The sequence below is a fragment of the Kitasatospora phosalacinea genome (assembly GCF_000716545.1).
Classification (GTDB): domain Bacteria; phylum Actinomycetota; class Actinomycetes; order Streptomycetales; family Streptomycetaceae; genus Kitasatospora; species Kitasatospora phosalacinea.
In genome coordinates this window covers 13,045-32,347 of sequence record NZ_JNWZ01000030.1, presented here as the reverse complement: position 1 = coordinate 32,347, position 19,303 = coordinate 13,045, and the positions used below count along the sequence as shown (strand labels likewise).

Below are 19,303 nucleotides of genomic sequence, written 5' to 3'. Positions count from 1 at the left end.
CGCACAAGGGGAACGGCAGGATCCGCGCCGGGGAACGGCGAAGGCCGCACCGCCCCTCACGGGTCGGTGCGGCCTTCCGCCACTGCTCGGATCAGCCGATGAGGCTGCGCAGCACGTACTGCAGGATGCCGCCGTTGCGGTAGTAGTCCGCCTCGCCGGGGGTGTCGATGCGCACCACCGCGTCGAACTCGACGGTCTCGCCCGCCGGACCGACCGCCTTGACCTTGACGGTCTTCGGGGTGCGGCCCTCGTTCAGCTCGGTGACCCCGGTGAACTCGAAGGTCTCCTGGCCGGTCAGGCCCAGCGAGTCGGCGTTCTGGCCGGCCGGGAACTGCAGCGGCAGGACGCCCATGCCGATCAGGTTGGAGCGGTGGATGCGCTCGTAGGACTCGGCGATGACGGCCTTGACGCCGAGCAGCGCGGTGCCCTTGGCCGCCCAGTCGCGGGACGAACCGGAGCCGTACTCCTTGCCCGCCAGGACCACCAGCGGGATGCCCGCGGCCTGGTAGTTCTGCGAGGCGTCGTAGATGAACGACACCGGGGCGTCGGCCTGGGTGAAGTCGCGGGTGTAGCCGCCCTCGGTGCCCGGCGCGATCTGGTTGCGCAGGCGGATGTTGGCGAAGGTGCCGCGGATCATCACCTCGTGGTTGCCGCGGCGCGAGCCGTACGAGTTGAAGTCGCGCTTCTCCACGCCGTTGGCGGTCAGGTACTGCGCCGCCGGGGTGCCGGGCTTGATGTTGCCGGCCGGGGAGATGTGGTCGGTGGTGACCGAGTCGCCCAGCTTGGCCAGCACGCGGGCGCCGGCGATGTCGGTCACCGGGCTCGGGGTCTTGGCCATGCCCTCGAAGTACGGGGGCTTGCGGACGTAGGTGGACTCGGCGTCCCACTCGAAGGTGTCGCCGGTCGGGACGGGCAGCGACTGCCAGCGGTGGTCGCCGGCGAAGACGTCCGCGTAGTCCTTGGTGAACATGTCCTGGTCGATGGAGCCGGCGACCACCTCGGCCACCTCCTGCTCCGACGGCCAGATGTCGGCGAGGAAGACGTCGTTGCCGTCGGCGTCCTTGCCCAGCGCGTCCCTGGTGATGTCCACGCCCATGTTGCCCGCGATCGCGTAGGCGACCACCAGCGGCGGGGAGGCCAGGTAGTTCATCTTGACGTCGGGGTTGATCCGGCCCTCGAAGTTGCGGTTGCCGGAGAGCACCGAGACGACGGCGAGGTCGTTGTCGTTGACCGCCTTCGACACCTCCTCGGGCAGCGGGCCCGAGTTGCCGATGCAGGTGACGCAGCCGTAGCCGACCAGGTTGAAGCCCAGCTTCTCCATGTACGGGAGCAGGCCGGCCTTCTCGTAGTAGTCCATGACGACCTTGGAGCCGGGCGCCAGGGTGGTCTTGACCCAGGGCTTGACCTGCAGGCCCTTCTCCACGGCCTTCTTCGCCAGCAGGGCGGCGCCCAGCATGACGGAGGGGTTGGAGGTGTTGGTGCAGGAGGTGATCGAGGCGATCACGACCGCGCCGTTGTCGATCTCGTAGGACGAGCCGTCGGGGGCGGTGACCAGGGACGGCCGGTGGATGCCGTTGCTGGACGCCGGGGCGTCGGAGGCGGGGAAGGACTCCTCGCCGGCCTCGTCGACGCTGATGTAGTCGCGCACGGCGGTGCGGAAGCGCTCGGCGGCCTCGGCCAGCACCACGCGGTCCTGCGGGCGCTTCGGGCCGGAGATCGACGGGACGACGGTGGAGACGTCCAGCTCCAGGTACTCGGAGTAGACCGGCTCGACCGACGGGTCGTGCCAGAGGCCCTGCTCCTTGGCGTACGCCTCGACCAGGGCGAGCTGCTGCTCGTTGCGGCCGGTGAGCTTGAGGTAGTTGATGGTCTCGGCGTCGATCGGGAAGATCGCGCAGGTCGAGCCGAACTCCGGCGACATGTTGCCGATGGTGGCGCGGTTGGCCAGCGGGATCGAGGTGACGCCCTCGCCGTAGAACTCGACGAACTTGCCGACCACACCGTGCTTGCGCAGCATCTCGGTGATGGTGAGCACCAGGTCGGTGGCGGTGGTGCCGGCCGGGAGCTGGCCGTTCAGCTTGAAGCCGACCACGCGCGGGATGAGCATCGAGACCGGCTGGCCGAGCATCGCGGCCTCGGCCTCGATGCCGCCGACGCCCCAGCCCAGCACGCCCAGGCCGTTGACCATGGTGGTGTGCGAGTCGGTGCCGACGCAGGTGTCGGGGTACGCCTGGCCGTTGCGGACCATGACGGTGCGGGCCAGGTGCTCGATGTTGACCTGGTGGACGATGCCGGTGCCGGGCGGGACGACCTTGAACTCGTCGAACGCGGTCTGGCCCCAGCGCAGGAACTGGTAGCGCTCCTTGTTGCGGCCGTACTCGATCTCGACGTTCTGGACGAAGGCGTCCGGGGTGCCGAACTTGTCGGCGATGACGGAGTGGTCGATGACCAGCTCGGCCGGCGCCAGCGGGTTGATCTTGGACGGGTCGCCGCCCAGCTCCTTCACGGCCTCGCGCATGGTGGCCAGGTCGACCACGCAGGGAACGCCGGTGAAGTCCTGCATGATCACGCGCGCCGGGGTGAACTGGATCTCCTCGGACGGCTCGGCCGTCGGGTCCCAGCCGCCGAGGGCGCGGATGTGGTCGGCGGTGATGTTGGCGCCGTCCTCGGTGCGGAGCAGGTTCTCCAGCAGGACCTTGAGGCTGTACGGCAGCCGCTCGGCACCCTCGACGGCGGAGAGCTTGAAGATCTCGTACGACTCGTCGCCCACCTGCAGCGAGCTGCGGGCGTCGAAGCTGTTCGCGGACACGACTGACTCCTTCTTGGTCCACCCGGTGATAAGGTAAGCCTTAGCTAACCTGACTGCCGCCGCTTACCGAGCCGATGATGGAAGGCCTGCGCCTCTCGGCAAGTATCTTGACGTCAAGATAAAGCGTAGCGCGGAATGTATCTCGATGTCGAGATAAACCATAGTGCATGGGCTCCGCCCGTACTCCACCGGCTCGCCCCACCAGGGTGCACCTTCCCCGCCCCCGGAGCACGACCGGGGCGCAACGGAACCGGCCCCCTCGCGCGTCTGTCCCTTGTGCGGGGCCTCTCGTGCACGGGCCCTGGGCACGGGGCCTGTGCACGGCCCCCGTGACGGGGACGCCGCACGACGACGGGAGCGCGGATGGTGGTGCGACGGCGCAGGGCCGCCGAGGAGCAGCGCGAGTTCGAGGAGTTCGCGCACGCCCGGGGCGCCGCGCTGTTCCGCACCGCGCTGCTGCTGTGCGGCGACTGGCACCTCGCCGAGGACCTCACCCAGACCGCCCTCGCCCGGATCTACGCCTCCTGGAACCGGGTGAAGCACGCCGAGAGCCCCGCCGCGTACGCCCGCACCGTGCTGGTCCGCTGCTACCTCTCGCACCGCAGACTGCGCCGCAGCACCGAACTGCCGGTGCTCGAGAGCATCCCCGAGCAGGCCGCGCCCGACCACGACCCCGCGCTGCGGGTCGCCCTGCTCGCCGCGCTCGCCGAACTGCCGCCCAAGGACCGGGCGGTGCTCGTGCTGCGCTACTGGGAGGACCGGAGCGTCGACGAGACCGCCGCCGAGCTCCAGCTCTCCCCCGGCACCGTCCGGGTCCGCGCCCTGCGCGCCCTGACCAAGCTGCGCCGCCGGCTCGCCCCGCAGCTGGACAGCCTGGTGCCGTGACCGGCCGCCCGCCCGTTCGGCCGGGCACCGCCCCGTCCGGTGCCGCTCCGTCCGGTACCGCCGCCCCGTTCCGCACCGTCCCGCGCTCGTAGCGGCCGTCAGAAAGCGAGAAACCTCCCGATGCCCGAGCAGGAGCTGAGCGACGTCTTCGTGCGGGCGGTCGGCGACAGCGTGCCCGACCTCGGCCTGCTGGTCGCCGGGGCCACCACCGAGGGACGGAGCATCCGGCTGCGGCGGAGGCTCGCGTTCACCGGGGCGACCGCCGCCGTCGCCGTGCTGGCCGTGGGCGGCGGGCTGCTGCTGCGCCCCGCCGCGCCCCCGTCCGCCGCGTCGGCCACCGTGTCGGCCGCCGGCCCCGGGGCCGTCCCCACCGCCGTCCCGCCCGTCTCGAACCGGGACGTCGTGCTCGAACTCGTGCGGGAGCTCACCCCGGCCGGGCTGTCCGGGGAAGGGCCGGAGGTCGACGGTGCGGGCACCGTCGGCTCGCCGGAGGAAGGGCCGGAGGTCTCGGTCCTGGTCCGGTTCCGCGACGCCTCCGGGGCGGACGCCGGAACGGTCGAGGTGCTCGCCCAGCGCGCGCCCCGCTCCCTGGGGATCCCGCCCACGGACTGCGACGAACCCCCGGCCACCGATAGCTGCGACATCGGCGGCACCGGGGACTTCGACTCCGTGACGGTCACCCTTCCCGCCGGGAACGGCCGCCCCCTCGGCTACCGGGCGGACCTGCTGGACCGTACCGGCCTCCGGATCGTCGTGACGTCCACCGGCCTGACGGGCGGCGCCCCGCCGCTCGACCGGACCGTCGTCGGCAAGCTCGCGGCGGTCCTGCACCAGAACCTGTTCCCCGACTCGGAACGGGCCCTGGCGCTGGCCCGGGAGAAGGCGGCCGCGCACGCCGCCTCCCCGCCCGCGTCCCCCGAGCCCACCCTCACCCGGCCGGCGGGCGCCACCGGCACGGGGGACGGCCCGGGCCGGTAGCGGGCGGGTGGGCCGGCCCGGGCCGGTAGCGCACGGGCGGGGCGGGGGCGGGCACCCCGGTGGCGGGGCGACGGACGCGGGCGGGCTACCGTGAGCGGGTGATCGTGGTGGACGCTTCTGCGGTGGTGCTGTCGCTCTCCGACCGGGGGCCCCGGGGCGACGCCGCCCGGGCCGCGCTGGCCGCCGACCCCGAGTGGGTGGCGCCCGAACACGTGGTGATCGAGGTGATGCAGTCGCTGCGCGGCCTGTACCTCGCCAAGCAGCTGACGGCCGACGAGGTCACCGAACTCACCCGCCGACTGCCCGGATTGAGCATCCGCAAGGTGGAGGTCGCCCCGCTGCTCGGCCGGATCTGGGAGCTCAAGGACAACCTGACCCCGGACGACGCCGCCTACGTCGCGGTCGCCGAACGCTACGGCGCCCCGCTGATCACCGCCGACCTGCGCCTGATGCGCGCCAGCGGGCCGCGCTGCGAGATCCGCGGCATCGCGGCGGCGGGCTGACCCGCGCGCCGGCGGGAGTGCCGGGCCGGGTGCCGTCAGAGCGCTGTTCGAACCCGGTTCCCGTACGGGTGACTGCGGGCGGCGGTGCGGCACGGCGGCGTGCGCGGCGGTGCGGGGGCGGCCACCGTGTCGGGTGTTCCCTGACGGTCCGTCGGAAGGTCCGCGATGCCCCTGTCCTCCGCTGCCGGTGCGCTGATGGTGCCGCTCGCCCTGCTGCCGATCGGCCCGCCCGGCGCCCCGGGCCCGGCGGGCCCCACCGGGCCCGCCGGTCGGGGCGCCGACCGGGTGGTGGACGCCCGGTTCGACCGGGCGGACGGCTTCGTCCCGGCGCGGGCGATCACCCACGCGCCCGACCTGGTGCCGTACGGCTCGCAGGTGCGGGTCACGGTCGGCCGGGCGGCCGGGCACACCTCCGTCACGGTGGAACTCGCCGGGGTGACCGGTCCGCACGAGTTCCCGGCGCACGTGCACACCGGCTACTGCGGCTCCGACCCGGCGGCCTCCGGTCCGCACTACCAGCAGGTGGCGGGGTCGGACGCGGCCGACGCCGAGGTGCGGATGACGGTGCGCACCGGCCCGGACGGGGGCGGGGCCGCCTCGGCGACCGTCCCGTGGGAGTTCCGGCCCGGCGAGGCGCACTCGCTGGTGCTGCACGCGGGCACCCCCGCCGGGCCGCACGCCGCGGCCGACCGGGCGGCCTGCGTGGACGTCGACTTCTGAGGCCCGCCGGGCCCGCGCGCCCGGGCGTGGGGACCCCGGAACGCCGAAACGCCGGAACGCCGGAACGCCCGCCGGGCTGGTGCGTCCGGCGGGCGTTCGGGCGTGTCGGGGCGGCGGTCAGGACCCGAGGGTCGCCACCATCACCGCCTTGATGGTGTGCAGCCGGTTCTCGGCCTGGTCGAAGACCACCGAGTGCGCGGACTCGAACAGCTCGTCGGTGCACTCCAGCTCCGACATGCCGGTGAGCTCGTGCATCTGCCGGCCGACCTCGGTGCCGAGGTCGTGGAACGCGGGCAGGCAGTGCAGGAACTTGACCGCCGGGTTGCCGGTGGCGCGCACCGTGTCCATCGAGACCTGGTAGGGCTTGAGCAGCGCGATCCGCTCGGCCCAGACCTCCTTGGGCTCGCCCATCGACACCCAGACGTCGGTGTAGAGGAAGTCCGCCCCGGCCACGCCGGCCGCCACGTCCTCGGTGAGGGTGATCCGGGCGCCGCTGGTCTCGGCCAGCGAATCGGCCGCCTTGCGGACCTCCTCGCTCGGCCAGAGCGAGGCCGGGGCGACGATCCGGATGTCCATGCCCAGCAGCGCGCCGGTGACCAGCACCGAGTTGCCCATGTTGAAGCGGGCGTCGCCGAGGTAGACCAGGGTGGTCTCGTTCAGCGGCTTGGCGGAGTGCTCCTGGATGGTGAGCACGTCGGCCAGCAGCTGGGTGGGGTGCCACTCGTCGGTCAGGCCGTTCCAGACCGGGACGCCCGCGTGCGCGGCCAGTTCCTCGACGATCTCCTGCCCGTCGCCGCGGTACTCGATGCCGTCGAACATCCGGCCCAGCACCCGCGCGGTGTCCTTGATCGACTCCTTGTGCCCCATCTGCGACCCGGCCGGGTCCAGGTAGGTGGTGGAGGCGCCCTGGTCGTGGGCGGCCACCTCGAAGGCGCAGCGGGTGCGGGTGGAGGTCTTGGCGAAGATCAGCGCGATGTTCTTGCCGCGCAGCCGGGGCTGCTCGGTGCCCGCGTACTTGGCGGCCTTCAGCTGGGCCGCCAGGTCGACCAGGTGACGGAACTCCTGGGGAGTGAAGTCGAGCTCCTTGAGGAAGTGCCTGTTCCGGAGGTTGAACGCCATACCGGTCTCCTGGGTCGGTCAACGGACTGAAGTGGGAAGTGTATACGAGGATTCGAATATTCATGCAACACTTCGTCGGCTGACGCCCGGCCGCGGCCTTACGCGGCCGGGGCGCCACCCGGGAACCACCGGAACGCGGCCGGAACGCGGCCGGGAGTCGCCGGGGCGCCGCCCGGTCAGAGCAGGGGGTCCACCGGTCAGAGCCGGGGGTCCACCGGCTCGGACTCCAGGGCCAGCACCGCGAACACCGCCTCGTGCACCCGCCACAGCGGCTCGTCGGCCGCCAGCCGGTCCAGCGCCTCCAGGCCGAGCGCGTGCTCGCGCAGGGCGAGCGAGCGCTTGTGGCCGAGCGAGCGCTGGCGCAGGCCGTCCAGTCGCCGGGTGTAGTCCGGGCCGTAGATGATCCGCAGGTAGTCGCGGCCGCGGACCTTCAGCCCGGGCTGGACCAGCCGCCCGGAGCCGTCCCGGTGCAGCGGGTCGACCGGCTTGACCACCATGCCCTCGCCGCCGGCCGCGGTCAGCTCCTCCCACCAGGCGACGGCGGCCGCGACCGAGGACTCGTCCTCGGTGTCGACCAGCAGCCGCCCGGTGCGGTGCAGCACCGGCGCGGCGCCGCCCGCCTCCCCGGCGAGCCGCCGGTCGGCGTCCACCAGCCGGTCGATCAGGGCGAGGTGCTCGGTGTGCGGGCGCAACGCCAGGTTGGCGCCCTCGGCGGCGAGCAGCTGGAACGGGGCCAGCCGGATGCCGTCGAGGCCCTCGGTCGGCCAGCAGTAGCGCCGGTACGCCTCGGTGAAGGCCCGGGCGTCGGCGGACCGCTCCCGCTGGCGCTCCGCCAGCTCCGCCACGTCCAGCCCGCGGGCGGCGGCCCTGGTGAGGGCGTCGAGCGCGGTGGGCAGGGCGGCCCCGGCGGCCGCGCCGACGGCGGCGTACTGGCGGCGCAGCAGCTCGGCCGCCTTGAGCGACCAGGGCATCAGTTCGGCGTCCAGCAGCAGCCAGCCGGTGTCGAGCTCGTCGAACAGGCCGGTGTGCTCGGCGGCGGCCCGGAGCCGGTCGAGGACCGCTTCGGTGAGCGCGCCGTCGTTCAGGAAGGCGCGGCCGGTCCTGGTCCAGATCGCGCCGGGGCCGGGCAGGCCGAAGCGCTTCTCCAGGGCGGCCTCGTCCCGGGCGACCAGGACGACCGCCCGCGAGCCCATGTGCTTCTCCTCGCAGACCACCTGCCGCACCCCGTCATGCCGGTAGGCGTGGAACGCCTCCTCGGGGTGCTCCAGCAGGCCCTCGCGCCGGGAGGTCGGCGAGGGGGCCATGGTCGGCGGCAGGTAGGCGAGCAGCCGCGGGTCGAGCGCGAAGCGGCTCATCACCTCCAGCGCGGCGGCGGCGTTCTCCTCCCGGACGGCGACGTTGCCGAGCCGGGAGGTCTCCACCACCCGGCGCCCGGTCACGTCGGCCAGGTCGAGCGGGCGGCCCTCGCGGCCGCCGGGCGCGTCGGTGTGCATCGGGCGGACCGGCTCGTACCACTCCCGCTCGGCCGGGACGGAGACGACCTCCCGCTCCGGGTAGCGCAGCGCGGTCAGGCTGCCGCCGAACACGCAGCCGGTGTCCAGGCAGATGGTGTTGTTGAGGAAGCTCGCCACCGGCACCGGGGTGTGGCCGTAGACCACCAGGGCGCGGCCGCGGTACTCCTCGGCCCACGGGTAGCGCACCGGCAGGCCGTACTCGTCGGTCTCGCCGGTGGTGTCGCCGTACAGCGCGTGCGAGCGGACCCGGCCGGAGGCGCGGCCGTGGAACTTCTCCGGCAGGCCGGCGTGGCAGACCACCAGCGCGCCGCCGTCCAGCAGGTAGTGGCTGACCAGGCCGCGCATGAACTCCCGCACCCGGGCCCGGAACTCCTCGCTCTCGGCGGAGAGCTGGTCGATCGACTCCTGCAGGCCGTGCGAGACGGTGACCTTGCGGCCGCCCATCCAGCGGCCCAGCTTGTTCTCGTGGTTGCCGGGGACGCAGAGGGCGTGGCCGGCCTCGACCATGCCCATCACCAGGCGCAGCACGCCCGGGGTGTCCGGGCCGCGGTCGACCAGGTCGCCGACGAACACCGCGGTGCGGCCCTCGGGGTGCGCGGCGTCGACGGCGCGGCCCCGCTCGTCGCGGGTGATCGCGTAACCGAGCCGGCCGAGCAGGGTCTCCAGCTCGGAGCGGCAGCCGTGGATGTCGCCGACGACGTCGAACGGGCCGGTCAGGTGCCGCAGGTCGTTGTACCGCTTCTCCGGGACGATCTCGGCGTGCTCGACCTCCTCGACCCCGCGCAGCACGTGCACCTTGCGGAAGCCCTCGCGCTCCAGCCCGCGCAGCGAGCGGCGCAGGTCCCGCTGGTGGCGGGGGATCACGTGCGCGGGCAGTTGCCGGTCCGGCCGGCGCCGGTTGCGTTCGGCGCACACCTCGGCCGGGACGTCCAGCACGATGGCGATCGGCAGCACGTGGTGCTCCCGGGCGATCGCGACCAGCGCCCGGCGGGCGTGGTCCTGGACGTTGGTGGCGTCGACCACGGTGAGCCGGCCCGCCGCGAGCCGCTTGCCGACGATGTAGTGCAGCACGTCGAAGGCGTCGGCGGAGGCGGCCTGGTCGTTCTCGTCGTCGGCGACCAGGCCCCGGCAGAAGTCGGAGGAGACCACCTCGGTGGGCTTGAAGTGCTTGCGGGCGAAGCTGGACTTGCCGGAGCCGGTGCTGCCGATCAGCACCACCAGCGAGACGTCGGTGACGGGCAGCCGGCGGCCGGCCCGGGCAGGGGTCCGCTCCGGGGTTTCGGTGGTCATCGGTGGGCGCTCCCTTCCGGGGCGAGGTCGTTCGACGGGACGGTGGCGGCCGCGACGGCCGCCGGGGCCTCGGAGTGGGTCTCCGGGGCGTCGGGGGCGAGGCGGAAGTGGGCGAGCTGGGTGGGCGCCCCGACCTCGGGGTCGAGCGGGCCGACCGGTTCGAGGTCGACGGTGTACCCGTACGCCTCGGCGACCCGCCGCGTCCAGGCCGCGAACTCGGCCCGGCTCCACTCGAAGCGGTGGTCGTCGTGGCGCATCCGCCCGGCGGGCAGGGTCTCCCAGCGCACGTTGTACTCGGCGTTCGGGGTGGTCACCACGACCGCCGCGGGCCGGGCCGCACCGAACACCGCGTACTCGAGCGCGGGCAGCCGGGGCAGGTCGAGGTGCTCGATCACCTCGCACAGCACCGCCGCGTCGTAGCCCTTCAGCCGGGCGTCGGTGTACGTCAGCGCGCCCTGGACCAGCTTGACCCGGCGGGCCTGGCGCTCCGGCAGCCGGTCCAGGTGGAGCCGGCGGGCGGCGATCGTCAGCGCCCGCGAGGACACGTCCACCCCGAGCACCTCGGTGACCCGCGGCTCCTTGAGCAGCGCGCCCACCAACTCGCCCTGCCCGCAGCCCAGGTCGAGCACCCGGGCCGCGCCGGTACGGGCCAGCGCCGCCAGGATCGCCGTCCGCCGCTGCGCGGCGAGCGGCCCCCCGCGCTCGCGGTCGGTCTCGCCGGTCCGGGCGGCGTCGACCGCGTCGGCCGCGTCGGCGCCCGCAGCCCGCTCGGCCGGTCCAGCGGTGTTCACCTCCTCCGTGGCATCCGTGGCATCCGTGGCATCCGTGGCGCCCGGCGTGCCCTCGGCGTCCGGGTTCTCCGGAACGTCCGGGACGGCGTTGTCGAACTCCTCGGCCTCGCGGTCGTCGGCCTCGGCCAGCCTGGCCAGGGCGAGGCGTTCCGTGGCGAGCCTGGTCAGCGACCAGCGGCGGGAGAGGTAGCGGCGGACGATCAGGGCGCGTTCGGGATGGTCGGCGAGCCAGCCCTGGCCGGCCGCGAGCAGCTTGTCGACCTCGTCGGGGGCGACCCAGTAGTGCTTGGCCCCGTCGAGGACGGGCAGCAGCACGTACAGGTGCTGCAGCGCGTCGGCCAGCCGCAGGGTGCCGGTCAGTTCGAGCCGCACGTACCGGGAGTCGCCCCACTCGGGGAAGGACTCGTCCAACGGGACGGGCCGTACGTCGACCCGCCAGCCCAGCGGGGCGAACAGCCGCTCCACCAGGGCGGGGCCGTCGCCGCCGGCCACCGGGACGGCGGGCAGCGCGATCCGCAGCGGCCGCGCCCGGCCGGGCAGTTCGGGCCGGTGGGCGCACTCGCCCTTCATCGCGGACCGGTAGACCGTGCGCAGCGCCACCGCGAGCAGCGAGGAGGCGGCGTACGGGCGGTCGTTGACGTACTGGGCGAGCGCGAGGTCGGGCGAGCCGGAGCGGCCCTTGCCTCGGCCCTGGCGGAGCAGCGCCGCGGGGTCGACCTCCAGCAGCAGCGCGGCGGTGCACGCCCGCTCGCCGGACTCGGGGTAGAAGACGTGCGCGCTGCCGTGCGCGGTGTCGAACCGCTGCACCTTGTCGGGGTGCTTGTGCAGCAGGAAGCCCAGGTCGGAGGCGGGGTCCTCGGCAGTGCCGGTAGTGGAGATCGATACGAACACCCGGCCGAGTATGACCGGCGGGGCCGTCCGTGAGCACCAGGTTTTGTCCGTCCGGTGAGCGTGTTGGTCAGCCATCGGCCCGATTGGTTACGGTGCGGGATGTGACTGCTGAAACCTCCACTCCCGCAAGCGGCGCGGTGGCCGCCGGCCTGGCGACCATCGCCGCCGACGGCACCGTCCTCGACACCTGGTTCCCCGCGCCCGAGCTGGCCGCCGCGCCGGGCCCGTCCGGCACCGTCCGGCTGAGCGCCGAGGAGGCCGAGCTCGCGCTCGGCCCCGGCGCGGCCGAGGCGCTCCGCACCGACGCCCGGCGCGGCGTCGAGGTGGTGGCGGTGCGCACCGTGATCTCCTCGCTGGAGGAGAAGCCGCTGGACGCGCACGACGTCTACCTGCGGCTGCACCTGCTCTCCGCCCGTCTGGTGAAGCCGCACGGCCAGAACCTCGACGGCATCTTCGGCCTGCTGGCGAACGTCGCCTGGACGTCGATCGGCCCGACCCCGGTCGCCGACGTGGAGCGGGCCCGGCTGGCGGTGCGCGCCGAGGGCGGGCAGCTGGCCCTGTACGGCATCGACAAGTTCCCCCGGATGACCGACTACGTGGCCCCGGCGGGCGTCCGGATCGCCCACGCCGACCGGGTGCGCCTGGGTGCGCACCTGGCCGAGGGCACCACCGTGATGCACGAGGGCTTCGTCAACTTCAACGCGGGCACCCTGGGGACCTCGATGATCGAGGGCCGGGTCAGCGCGGGCGTGGTGGTCGGCGACCACAGCGACATCGGCGGCGGCGCCTCGATCATGGGCACCCTGTCCGGTGGCGGCAAGCAGGTCGTCTCGGTGGGCGAGCGCTGCCTGCTGGGCGCCAACGCGGGCATCGGCATCTCGCTGGGCAACGACTGCGTGGTCGAGGCGGGCCTGTACGTCACCGCCGGCACCCGGGTCACCGCGCCGGACGGCTCGGTGGCCAAGGCGGTGGAGCTGTCCGGCCAGGACAACCTGCTGTTCCGCCGCAACTCGCAGTCCGGCGCGGTCGAGGTGATCGCCCGCTCCGGTTCGTGGGGCGGTCTGAACGCGGATCTGCACTCGCACAACTGACCTCCTGTCAGATGGTGTTCGCCCGACGGCCGGTGTCCGCTCCCCAGCGGCCCGGCCGTCCGGCCGTTCCGGCCGTTCTGGCCGTGGCGGCCCGGCGACCGAACCGCCCGGCACCTCGACACCCCGGTGCCCCGGCACCCCGGCGCTCCCGACGCCCCGTCCCCGGTGCCGTAGCCGTAGCCGAGCGGGGGCGGCCCCCGCAAGCTCGGCTCACTCCTGCGGCTGACCGGGCCCGCCGGTTGGACCTCAACGAGTGGTCCGGGGTGACCGCGTGCGGCGGGGACTCGTTGGACCGGCGGCGCCGACCCCCGGCGCTTCACACCGCACCACCGAGTTGAAGGGGCCCCCTCATGTCCGAGCCCTCGACCGAGCCGCCCACCGCGGCCGCCGCCGCGGGCGGCCCGCCCGCCACTCCGAAGTCGCTGTTGGAGCAGATGCAGGAGCTGCTCGCCTCGATCAACACCGACCTGGCCGGATTCGACTCCGACCTGCGCTCCTCGCCCGCCCGCGGCGGGCAGGACACCCCGGCGGACGGCTCGCCCCGCAGCTGAGCGCCGCACGCCGCCGGGACCGGCGGACCCAGCGGGATCACGAGCCTCGGCTCCTCCCGCCGGGCCGCGCCCGGCACTCCCGGCCCGGACGGCCCCGCCGCCCGCGCCGCCCGTACCTCCCCCGGCTCGCCCGACTCCCCCGACTCGCCCGGTCCGCTGCCGCCCGGCTCGCCGTCCGGGGCCCGCGCGCCCGTCAACCTCCGCTGCTCACGCAGGAGTTCGGCCACCAGGTCGCGGCATTCGGAGCCGGCGTCGAGCCCGTCGATGCAGCTCCAGTACAGGCTCTCGGTCTCCGCCCCGCAGGCGAGCACCACCAGGCTCTCGTTCGCCTCCTCCAGCAGCAGCGCGAGTTCGGCCAGCACCGGCTCCAGCGCGCCGAGCGCGCTGAACCGCTCGACCAGCGTCGGCCCGGACCACTCCGGGTACACGCCGACCGGGCCGCCGGGCAGGTCGTCCAGCCCTGGTTCGGGCGGTTGCCGCAGGCAGCTCGCGGCGTGCGCGCCGGCCTCGCAGAGCAGCTGCCCGAGGGTGGCGAACGCCTCCCCGTCGTGGTCGGCGACCCGGGCGCCGACCGCTTCGGTGAGCAGCCCGGTCTGCCACGCCTCGTGCAGGATGTCCGCGGTCGTCCTGGCTTCGGCCAGGGCGTGCCGGACGGTCTTGATCAGTCGCAGCGCCTCCACGGTGCGCTCCCCTCGTCCACCGCCGCCGTCCTTCGGCGGTCGGTCACGGGGATCAGCGTGCCGCCGCTCCCGGGGGCGCTCCAGCGGGTTCGGCCGGCCTGTGGACAACCCGGCCCTGTGGACAACCGAGGTCACCCGGGCGGGTGAATTCCGGATGGTCCTTCCCGCCGCCGGGAACTCGCGGGAACCCGCCTAGGGCGCCGGGAACCTGCTCTCGTTGCGTTCGATCTTCTCCGCCAGCGCCCGCAGCGGGTCCACCTCCAGCACGGTGCACAGCTGCAGCAGGTAGGCCAGCACGTCGGCCACCTCGTCGCGGACCCGGTGCGCCGAGTGCGCGTCCGACATCACGTCGGCGGCCTGTTCCGGCGTCAACCACTGGAAGACCTCCAGCAGTTCGCCGGCCTCGACGGTCAGCGCCGAGGCCAGGTTCTTCGGGGTGTGGTACTGCTGCCAGCTCCGGGCGGCCGCGAACTCGGCCAGTCGCCGCTGCAGTTCGGGCACCGTCAGCTCCGCGTCCGGCCCGGCCGGTTCCACTTCGTCGTTCATTCCCCCAGGTCTACCACCGCGTCCTCACCGCGCGCCGGGCCCTGCACCGGTACCCGGGCGGCGGGGTCGGTGCGGCGCAGCAGGCTGTGGCCGGTGGCCGGATCGCGTCGGCACTCGACCAGTTCGACGCCGTCCGGTCCGAGCGCCGGGCCCGGCTCCTGGAGCGTGGCGAGCAGCCGGATGTCGCCCTTGCCGGTGACCTCGCGGGCCAGCCGCAGCAGGGCGGCGATCTGGTCGGCCGCCAGGCCCGCCCCGAGGTCCTCGGCGAGCAGCACCAACTGCCGGTGCGCGTCCGGCACTTCGATGGCGGGGTCGACGTCGAGGACGGCGGCGCCGGTGAGCAGGACGGCGGCGAAGGCGAGCAGCCGCAGCATGCCGTCGGAGGCCTGGTCGGCGCCGGTGCGGCCGAGCACGCCCTCGTCGAAGACCGCGAGCAGCCGCTGCCGGTCGCCCTCGCCGCGGCGGGCGACGCCGAGGCCGAGCAGCGGGTGCGGGGCGGCGGCCTGGACGGCGCGCAGCAGGCGGGCCCAGCGGCGCGGGCACTCGTGTTCCAGCCGGTCGAGCACGGCGGAGATGTTGGCGGCGGTGCCGAGCAGCCTGGCCTGCGGTTCGGGCCGGCCCCAGCCGCGCATCGCGGCGGGCACGGGGTGCAGCGCGAACACCTCGCGCAGCGCGGTGAGCACCTGTTCGGCGGCGGCCAGCACCTTGCGCTCGCCTTTGGACGATCCGGCCACCCGCAGCGGCAGTTGGGCGGTGACCAGGCTGCCGCTGGGCAGCGGGGCACGGATGTCGCCCTGCCGGGAGTCGTTGTGCCAGGTGACGTTGACCCGGCCGCGGGTGAGGTCCTGTTCGCCGGTCTCCATCAGGGTGCGGTCGTCCAGGGTGAGGCATTCGCGGGCGATCCGGACCCGCCCGTCGGTGCGCACCACCACTTCGAGCCGGATCGTCCCGACGCAGGAGCGCACGGTGCAGCCCAGGATGATCGCGTTGCGCCCGTGCGGCACGCAGCCGGTCAGTCCGCCGCGCACCGGGACGGCGAGCGGGCCGCGCGGGCCGCCGACGCCGTCCAGCGACGGCCTGATCTCCTCCCCGAGAGCGAGCCGGGAGAGCACGCTCAGCGCGTCCAGCGCGTTGGACTTGCCCGCCCCGGACGGCCCGTGCAGCACGGTCAGCGGCGACATCGGCAGGGTGGCCCGCCGGTAGGACTTGAAGGAGGTCAACCGCAGTTCCTCGACGGTGGGGCGCTTCACCGTCGGAACGGACGCCGCGGGGACGGGCGTCCGCCGCACGTCGCGGGCAACGGTCGGCAGGGGTGGGGCCACGGGGGCTTCGCTGATCACCCGGAGCACTCTAGGTCCGCCCTGAGCTGGAGAAACGTCTCTCCTGACGCCCTTTCACCCCTTCGAGTCCCAACCGTCCGGGGTGGCGCGCCGGGCCGTTCACTCGTACGCGGTGACCAGCACCGATCCGGTGACCTCCACCGGCTCGGGCAGCGCCGCCAGCGCGGCGGCCAGCGCGGCCGGGTCGGTGTGCCAGGCGCTCGGGCCCATGCCGACCACGGCGGCGGCGTCCGCCCGCGACAGCCGCAGCGCGAACTCCACCTCGGTGCGCTCCACCGGCGCGAACCACGGGCCGAGCTTCTGCCCGATCCGCCGGTCCTTGTCCTCGTCCACCGACAGCAGGCCCAGCGCACCCACCAGTTCCCGCAGGTGGCGGGAGGTCGGGGCGGCCACCAGCAGCCGCCCGCCGGGGCGCAGCACCCGCCGCATCTCGGGGCCGTTGCGCGGCGCGAACACGTTCAGCAGCACGTCGGCGGCGGCGTCCCGCAGCGGCAGCGGCCGCCAGGCGTCGCACACCACCGCGCCGATCCGCGGGTGCGCCTTCGCGGCGCGGCGCAGCGCGTACTTGGACAGGTCCAGCGCCGCGCCCGCCGCACCCGGCCGGGCCTCCAGCACCCGGGCCAGGTAGTGGCCGGTGCCCGCGCCGAGGTCCGCGACCAGCCCGCTCCGGGCCGGCGTCCCCGCCGCGGCCCGGGCCAGCTCCCGTTCCAGCGGGGCGTAGTGGCCGGCCGCCAGGAAGTCGCTGCGGGCCGCGACCATCTCGGCGGTGTCGGCGGTGCCGGCCTTGGCGTCCCCCGCCAGCAGGCTCACGTAGCCCTGCCGGGCCTGGTCGAAGCCGTGGCCGCCGGCGCAGCGCAGGGTGCGGGCGTCCAGCGCCAGCGGGCGGGCGCAGTGCGGGCAGACCAGGTAGGGCTCGATGTCCTGCAGCAACTCGCTCGCATCCTCGGCGCAGATCGTTCGGTGCCCGGGAACCGTCAGGGGCCGGGGGAACGTCGAGGGTATCCCGCCCGCGGGCGCCTCGTCGCTCTCCCGGCCCCTGACGCGGCCCGCGGCGGCGGCTCACTCCTCGCCGTCGTCGCCGACCTCTTCCTCCTCCGACTCGTCGACCACCCACATCGCCAGCCGCTCCGCCACGCCGGTGATGCCGAGCTTGCCCTCCCGGATCGCCCGGGCCAGGCTGCGCACCTCGCGCGCGGTGGTCGCCACCCGGCAGCCGCTGGCCACCAGGTACGCGTAGGCCACGGCGGTGGCGAACAGCTCGTTGTTGCGCTCCAGCGCGGGCACCCGGATCAGCTGGTGCATCAGCGCCGCCGCCCGGTCCTGCGGCTCGGGGTAGACCGCGATGTCGAAGATCTCGGCCTGGTGCCTGGTGATCGCCGCGAGCAGCGATCCGTAGTCGGTGACCTGCGGGTCACCGGGCGTGTACTGCTCGGCGGTCATGAGCAGCCACGAGAGGTCGACCTCAAGTTTCAACGGCGCACGTCCTGGAGTTCGCTGGGCGAGCCGAACTCGGCGAGGAACACCGCCTCGTGCTCCTTCATGAACTGCGCCGCGGCGTCCACGAAGTTGCGTCCGGCCTCGCCCATGTCCTGCTGCACCAGCCGTTCGATGTACTGGTTCATGCTGATCCCCTGCTGCTCCGCCCGCTCGCGGGCCATCTCGGCGGTGGTCGCGTCCACCCTGACGTTCAGCTGCTTCTTGGCCATCCTTCAACGCTAGCGCCGAGGTGCTAGCACAACAAGGGCGCAAACCGGCCGCTCCCCGCTCCCCCACCATGTCCGCCCGCGCCCCCGCGAAAACCGGCCGTCCGTCTCGATCCGCCAACGCCCCGGCGCCGCAGGCGGATCCCCGCCCCACCCGCCGGTACGACGATCGCCCCGTCCTACGGATCGAGGCGCCCGGTGCGGTCCCCCGAGCCAGTCAGGGCCCTCGCGCTGCTGCTCACCCCCCTGCTCCGCGCCGCCGCCGGGCACGAGAGCATGGCGAACGATATGTACGCAGCGTCACCATGCCCACACGTTCCGAGGATGCTACTCCTGCCGGATCTTCACGCCATCCCCTTGAGCGGAGCCGTCCCCGGGAAACGCCGTACGGGCGCGGAAAGGCTTCCGCGCCCGTACGAACCACCCGTCGGCTGCTACTCGGCCGGCTCCAGGATCGCCACACACTCGAAGTGCTGGGTCATCGGGAACAGGTCGAACGCCCGCAGCGAGACCGGGCGGTAGCCGCCCTCGCGGAAGAAGGCCAGGTCGCGGGCGAGGGCGGCCGGGTCGCAGGCGACGTAGGCGATGCGGCGGGCCTCCAGGGAGCTGAGGTGGGCGACGGTGTCGCGGCCGGCGCCGGCGCGCGGGGGGTCGAGGACGATCAGGTCGGTGGAGGTGATGCCGGTGCGGGGCAGCAGGGTCTCGACCTTGTCGCACTCGATCCGGACGTGCTCCAGCGCGGCCAGGTTGTGCCGGGCGTCGTTGACGGCCTGCTTGCCGGACTCGATGCCGAGCACCGCGCCCTCCTCGCCGACCCGTTCGGCGAGCGCGCCCGCGAACAGCCCGACGCCGCAGTACAGGTCGAGCGCGCTCTCGCCCCACTGCGGGTCGAGCCCGGTGAGGACGGCGTCGACCAGGGTGTCGGGGGCCTCGGGGTGGATCTGCCAGAAGCCGCCCTCGGAGACCCGCCAGGTGCGGTCGACGGCGCGCTCGCGGACGAAGGTGCGGCCGTGGACGCGGTGGAAGAGGTCCTGCTCGTCGATCCGGGCGATGGACGTCTCGCGGTCCAGTTCGACCAGCGGCAGCTGCTCGCCGGGCCGGGGCCGCAGGATCACCTGCCGGTCCGAGGAGCCCGAGGCGGCGATCGCCTCGACCGAAGCCACCCCGGTCCAGTCCCGCGACTCGATGCCGAGCTCGGTGACGCCGGGCGCGGCGATCAGGCAGCGGTCGATCGGCTGGACGTCGTGCGAGCGGTGCTTGCGCAGGCCGATCGCGCCTTCCTCGGCCACCGCGTACTGGACCCGGGTGCGCCAGGCCGGCACCTCGCCCGCGGGGAGCTTGCCGCCGACCGGTTCGACCGAGCCGTCCCAGTGGGCCTCCTCGGGGGTGAGGCCGGCCAGCTTGGCGAGCTGCTCGGTGAGGACGGCGGCCTTGAGCTTGCGCTGTCCGCCGGGGGTGACGTGCTGCCAGTCGCAGCCGCCGCACCTGCCGGGGCCGGAGAACGGGCAGGGCGCCTCGATCCGGTCCTTGGCGGCCTCCAGCACCTCCACCGCGTCGGCCCGCAGGAAGCGCGAGGTGGTGGTGCCCTCGGTGACCTGCGCGACCACCCGCTCGCCGGGCAGCGCGTGCCGGACGAACAGCACCCGGCCCTCGTGCCGGGCCACGCAGTGCCCACCGTGCGCGACCGGCCCGACCTCGACCTCGTAGCGCTCGCCGACCAGCGGGTCGCCGGACGGCTGCCGCAGCACCGGCTGGGCGGGCCGCAGCGCCTTCGGCGCGCGCACCGCCCCGGGCTTGCGCCCCTGCCGGGCGGGCTTCTTCGCGCCCGCGCCCTTCGGGGCGCCCTGCGCCGGCTTCGGGGCCCGCTCCTTCGGGGCGCTCCGGGCGGCCCG

Annotated in this window: 16 protein-coding genes; 5 read left to right on the top strand and 11 right to left on the bottom strand. The window is 74.1% G+C overall.

Annotation, left to right across the window (positions count from 1 at the left end; translation table 11 throughout):
* Window positions 1–91: 91 nt before the first annotated feature.
* Window positions 92–2,809, bottom strand: a complete 2,718-nt coding sequence (gene acnA, locus OO48_RS16865; protein WP_033216990.1) for an aconitate hydratase AcnA — start codon at window positions 2,807–2,809, stop codon at window positions 92–94.
* Window positions 2,810–3,172: 363 nt separating this feature from the next.
* On the opposite strand from acnA, the gene OO48_RS16860 reads away from it, so the two are divergent.
* The 4 genes from OO48_RS16860 (at window position 3,173) to OO48_RS16845 (ending at window position 5,895) form a co-directional block, all read left to right on the top strand.
* Window positions 3,173–3,694, top strand: coding sequence for a SigE family RNA polymerase sigma factor (locus OO48_RS16860; protein ID WP_051732219.1), 522 nt, complete (start codon window positions 3,173–3,175; stop codon window positions 3,692–3,694).
* 120 nt (window positions 3,695–3,814) lie between these two features.
* Complete coding sequence (locus OO48_RS38370; protein WP_033216988.1) at window positions 3,815–4,672, top strand: hypothetical protein; 858 nt, start codon at window positions 3,815–3,817, stop codon at window positions 4,670–4,672.
* 98 nt (window positions 4,673–4,770) lie between these two features.
* Entirely contained in the window at window positions 4,771–5,175 is a 405-nt protein-coding gene (locus OO48_RS16850; RefSeq protein ID WP_033216987.1) for a type II toxin-antitoxin system VapC family toxin, read from the top strand.
* A 165-nt stretch (window positions 5,176–5,340) separates the two neighbouring features.
* Window positions 5,341–5,895 carry a hypothetical protein gene (locus OO48_RS16845; RefSeq protein WP_051732218.1) on the top strand — a complete coding sequence of 185 codons (555 nt, stop codon included), beginning with the start codon at window positions 5,341–5,343 and terminating at the stop codon, window positions 5,893–5,895.
* Between the two features lie 117 nt (window positions 5,896–6,012).
* On the opposite strand, the gene argF is transcribed toward OO48_RS16845, so the two are convergent.
* The 3 genes from argF to OO48_RS16830 form a co-directional block, all read right to left on the bottom strand.
* A complete protein-coding gene (argF, locus tag OO48_RS16840; protein ID WP_033216986.1) occupies window positions 6,013–7,014 on the bottom strand; it encodes an ornithine carbamoyltransferase in 1,002 nt (333 codons plus the stop codon).
* Window positions 7,015–7,211: 197 nt separating this feature from the next.
* Window positions 7,212–9,818, bottom strand: coding sequence for a polynucleotide kinase-phosphatase (locus OO48_RS16835; protein ID WP_033216985.1), 2,607 nt, complete (start codon window positions 9,816–9,818; stop codon window positions 7,212–7,214).
* Window positions 9,815–11,500, bottom strand: coding sequence for a 3' terminal RNA ribose 2'-O-methyltransferase Hen1 (locus OO48_RS16830; RefSeq protein WP_051732217.1), 1,686 nt, complete (start codon window positions 11,498–11,500; stop codon window positions 9,815–9,817). Before OO48_RS16830 ends, OO48_RS16835 begins: the two co-directional genes overlap by 4 nt.
* Window positions 11,501–11,601: 101 nt before the next feature.
* Here OO48_RS16830 and dapD point away from each other — a divergent pair, with 101 nt between their 5' ends.
* Complete coding sequence (gene dapD / locus OO48_RS16825; protein ID WP_425338551.1) at window positions 11,602–12,591, top strand: 2,3,4,5-tetrahydropyridine-2,6-dicarboxylate N-succinyltransferase; 990 nt, start codon at window positions 11,602–11,604, stop codon at window positions 12,589–12,591.
* 316 nt (window positions 12,592–12,907) lie between these two features.
* On the opposite strand, the gene OO48_RS38365 is transcribed toward dapD, so the two are convergent.
* The 7 genes from OO48_RS38365 to OO48_RS16790 all read right to left on the bottom strand — a co-directional run bounded on the left by OO48_RS38365 (window position 12,908) and on the right by OO48_RS16790 (window position 19,177).
* Window positions 12,908–13,822, bottom strand: coding sequence for a DUF6099 family protein (locus tag OO48_RS38365; protein ID WP_051732216.1), 915 nt, complete (start codon window positions 13,820–13,822; stop codon window positions 12,908–12,910).
* A gap of 192 nt (window positions 13,823–14,014) precedes the next feature.
* Entirely contained in the window at window positions 14,015–14,368 is a 354-nt protein-coding gene (locus OO48_RS16815; protein WP_051732215.1) for a nucleotide pyrophosphohydrolase, read from the bottom strand.
* Entirely contained in the window at window positions 14,365–15,618 is a 1,254-nt protein-coding gene (locus OO48_RS16810) for an AAA family ATPase (RefSeq protein ID WP_157845470.1), read from the bottom strand. The genes OO48_RS16815 and OO48_RS16810 overlap by 4 nt, the downstream gene beginning before the upstream one ends.
* A 189-nt stretch (window positions 15,619–15,807) precedes the next feature.
* Window positions 15,808–16,638 (bottom strand): putative RNA methyltransferase, encoded by an 831-nt coding sequence (locus OO48_RS16805; protein WP_033216981.1) that lies wholly within the window; start codon window positions 16,636–16,638, stop codon window positions 15,808–15,810.
* Window positions 16,639–16,767: 129 nt separating this feature from the next.
* Window positions 16,768–17,181 carry a hypothetical protein gene (locus OO48_RS16800; RefSeq protein WP_033216979.1) on the bottom strand — a complete coding sequence of 138 codons (414 nt, stop codon included), beginning with the start codon at window positions 17,179–17,181 and terminating at the stop codon, window positions 16,768–16,770.
* The gene (locus tag OO48_RS16795) at window positions 17,178–17,414 is read right to left on the bottom strand and encodes a toxin-antitoxin system HicB family antitoxin (protein WP_014135783.1); all 237 of its coding nucleotides are present in this window, start codon (window positions 17,412–17,414) and stop codon (window positions 17,178–17,180) included. Before OO48_RS16795 ends, OO48_RS16800 begins: the two co-directional genes overlap by 4 nt.
* A gap of 431 nt (window positions 17,415–17,845) precedes the next feature.
* Window positions 17,846–19,177, bottom strand: coding sequence for a class I SAM-dependent RNA methyltransferase (locus OO48_RS16790; protein ID WP_051732226.1), 1,332 nt, complete (start codon window positions 19,175–19,177; stop codon window positions 17,846–17,848).
* Window positions 19,178–19,303 lie beyond the last annotated feature (126 nt).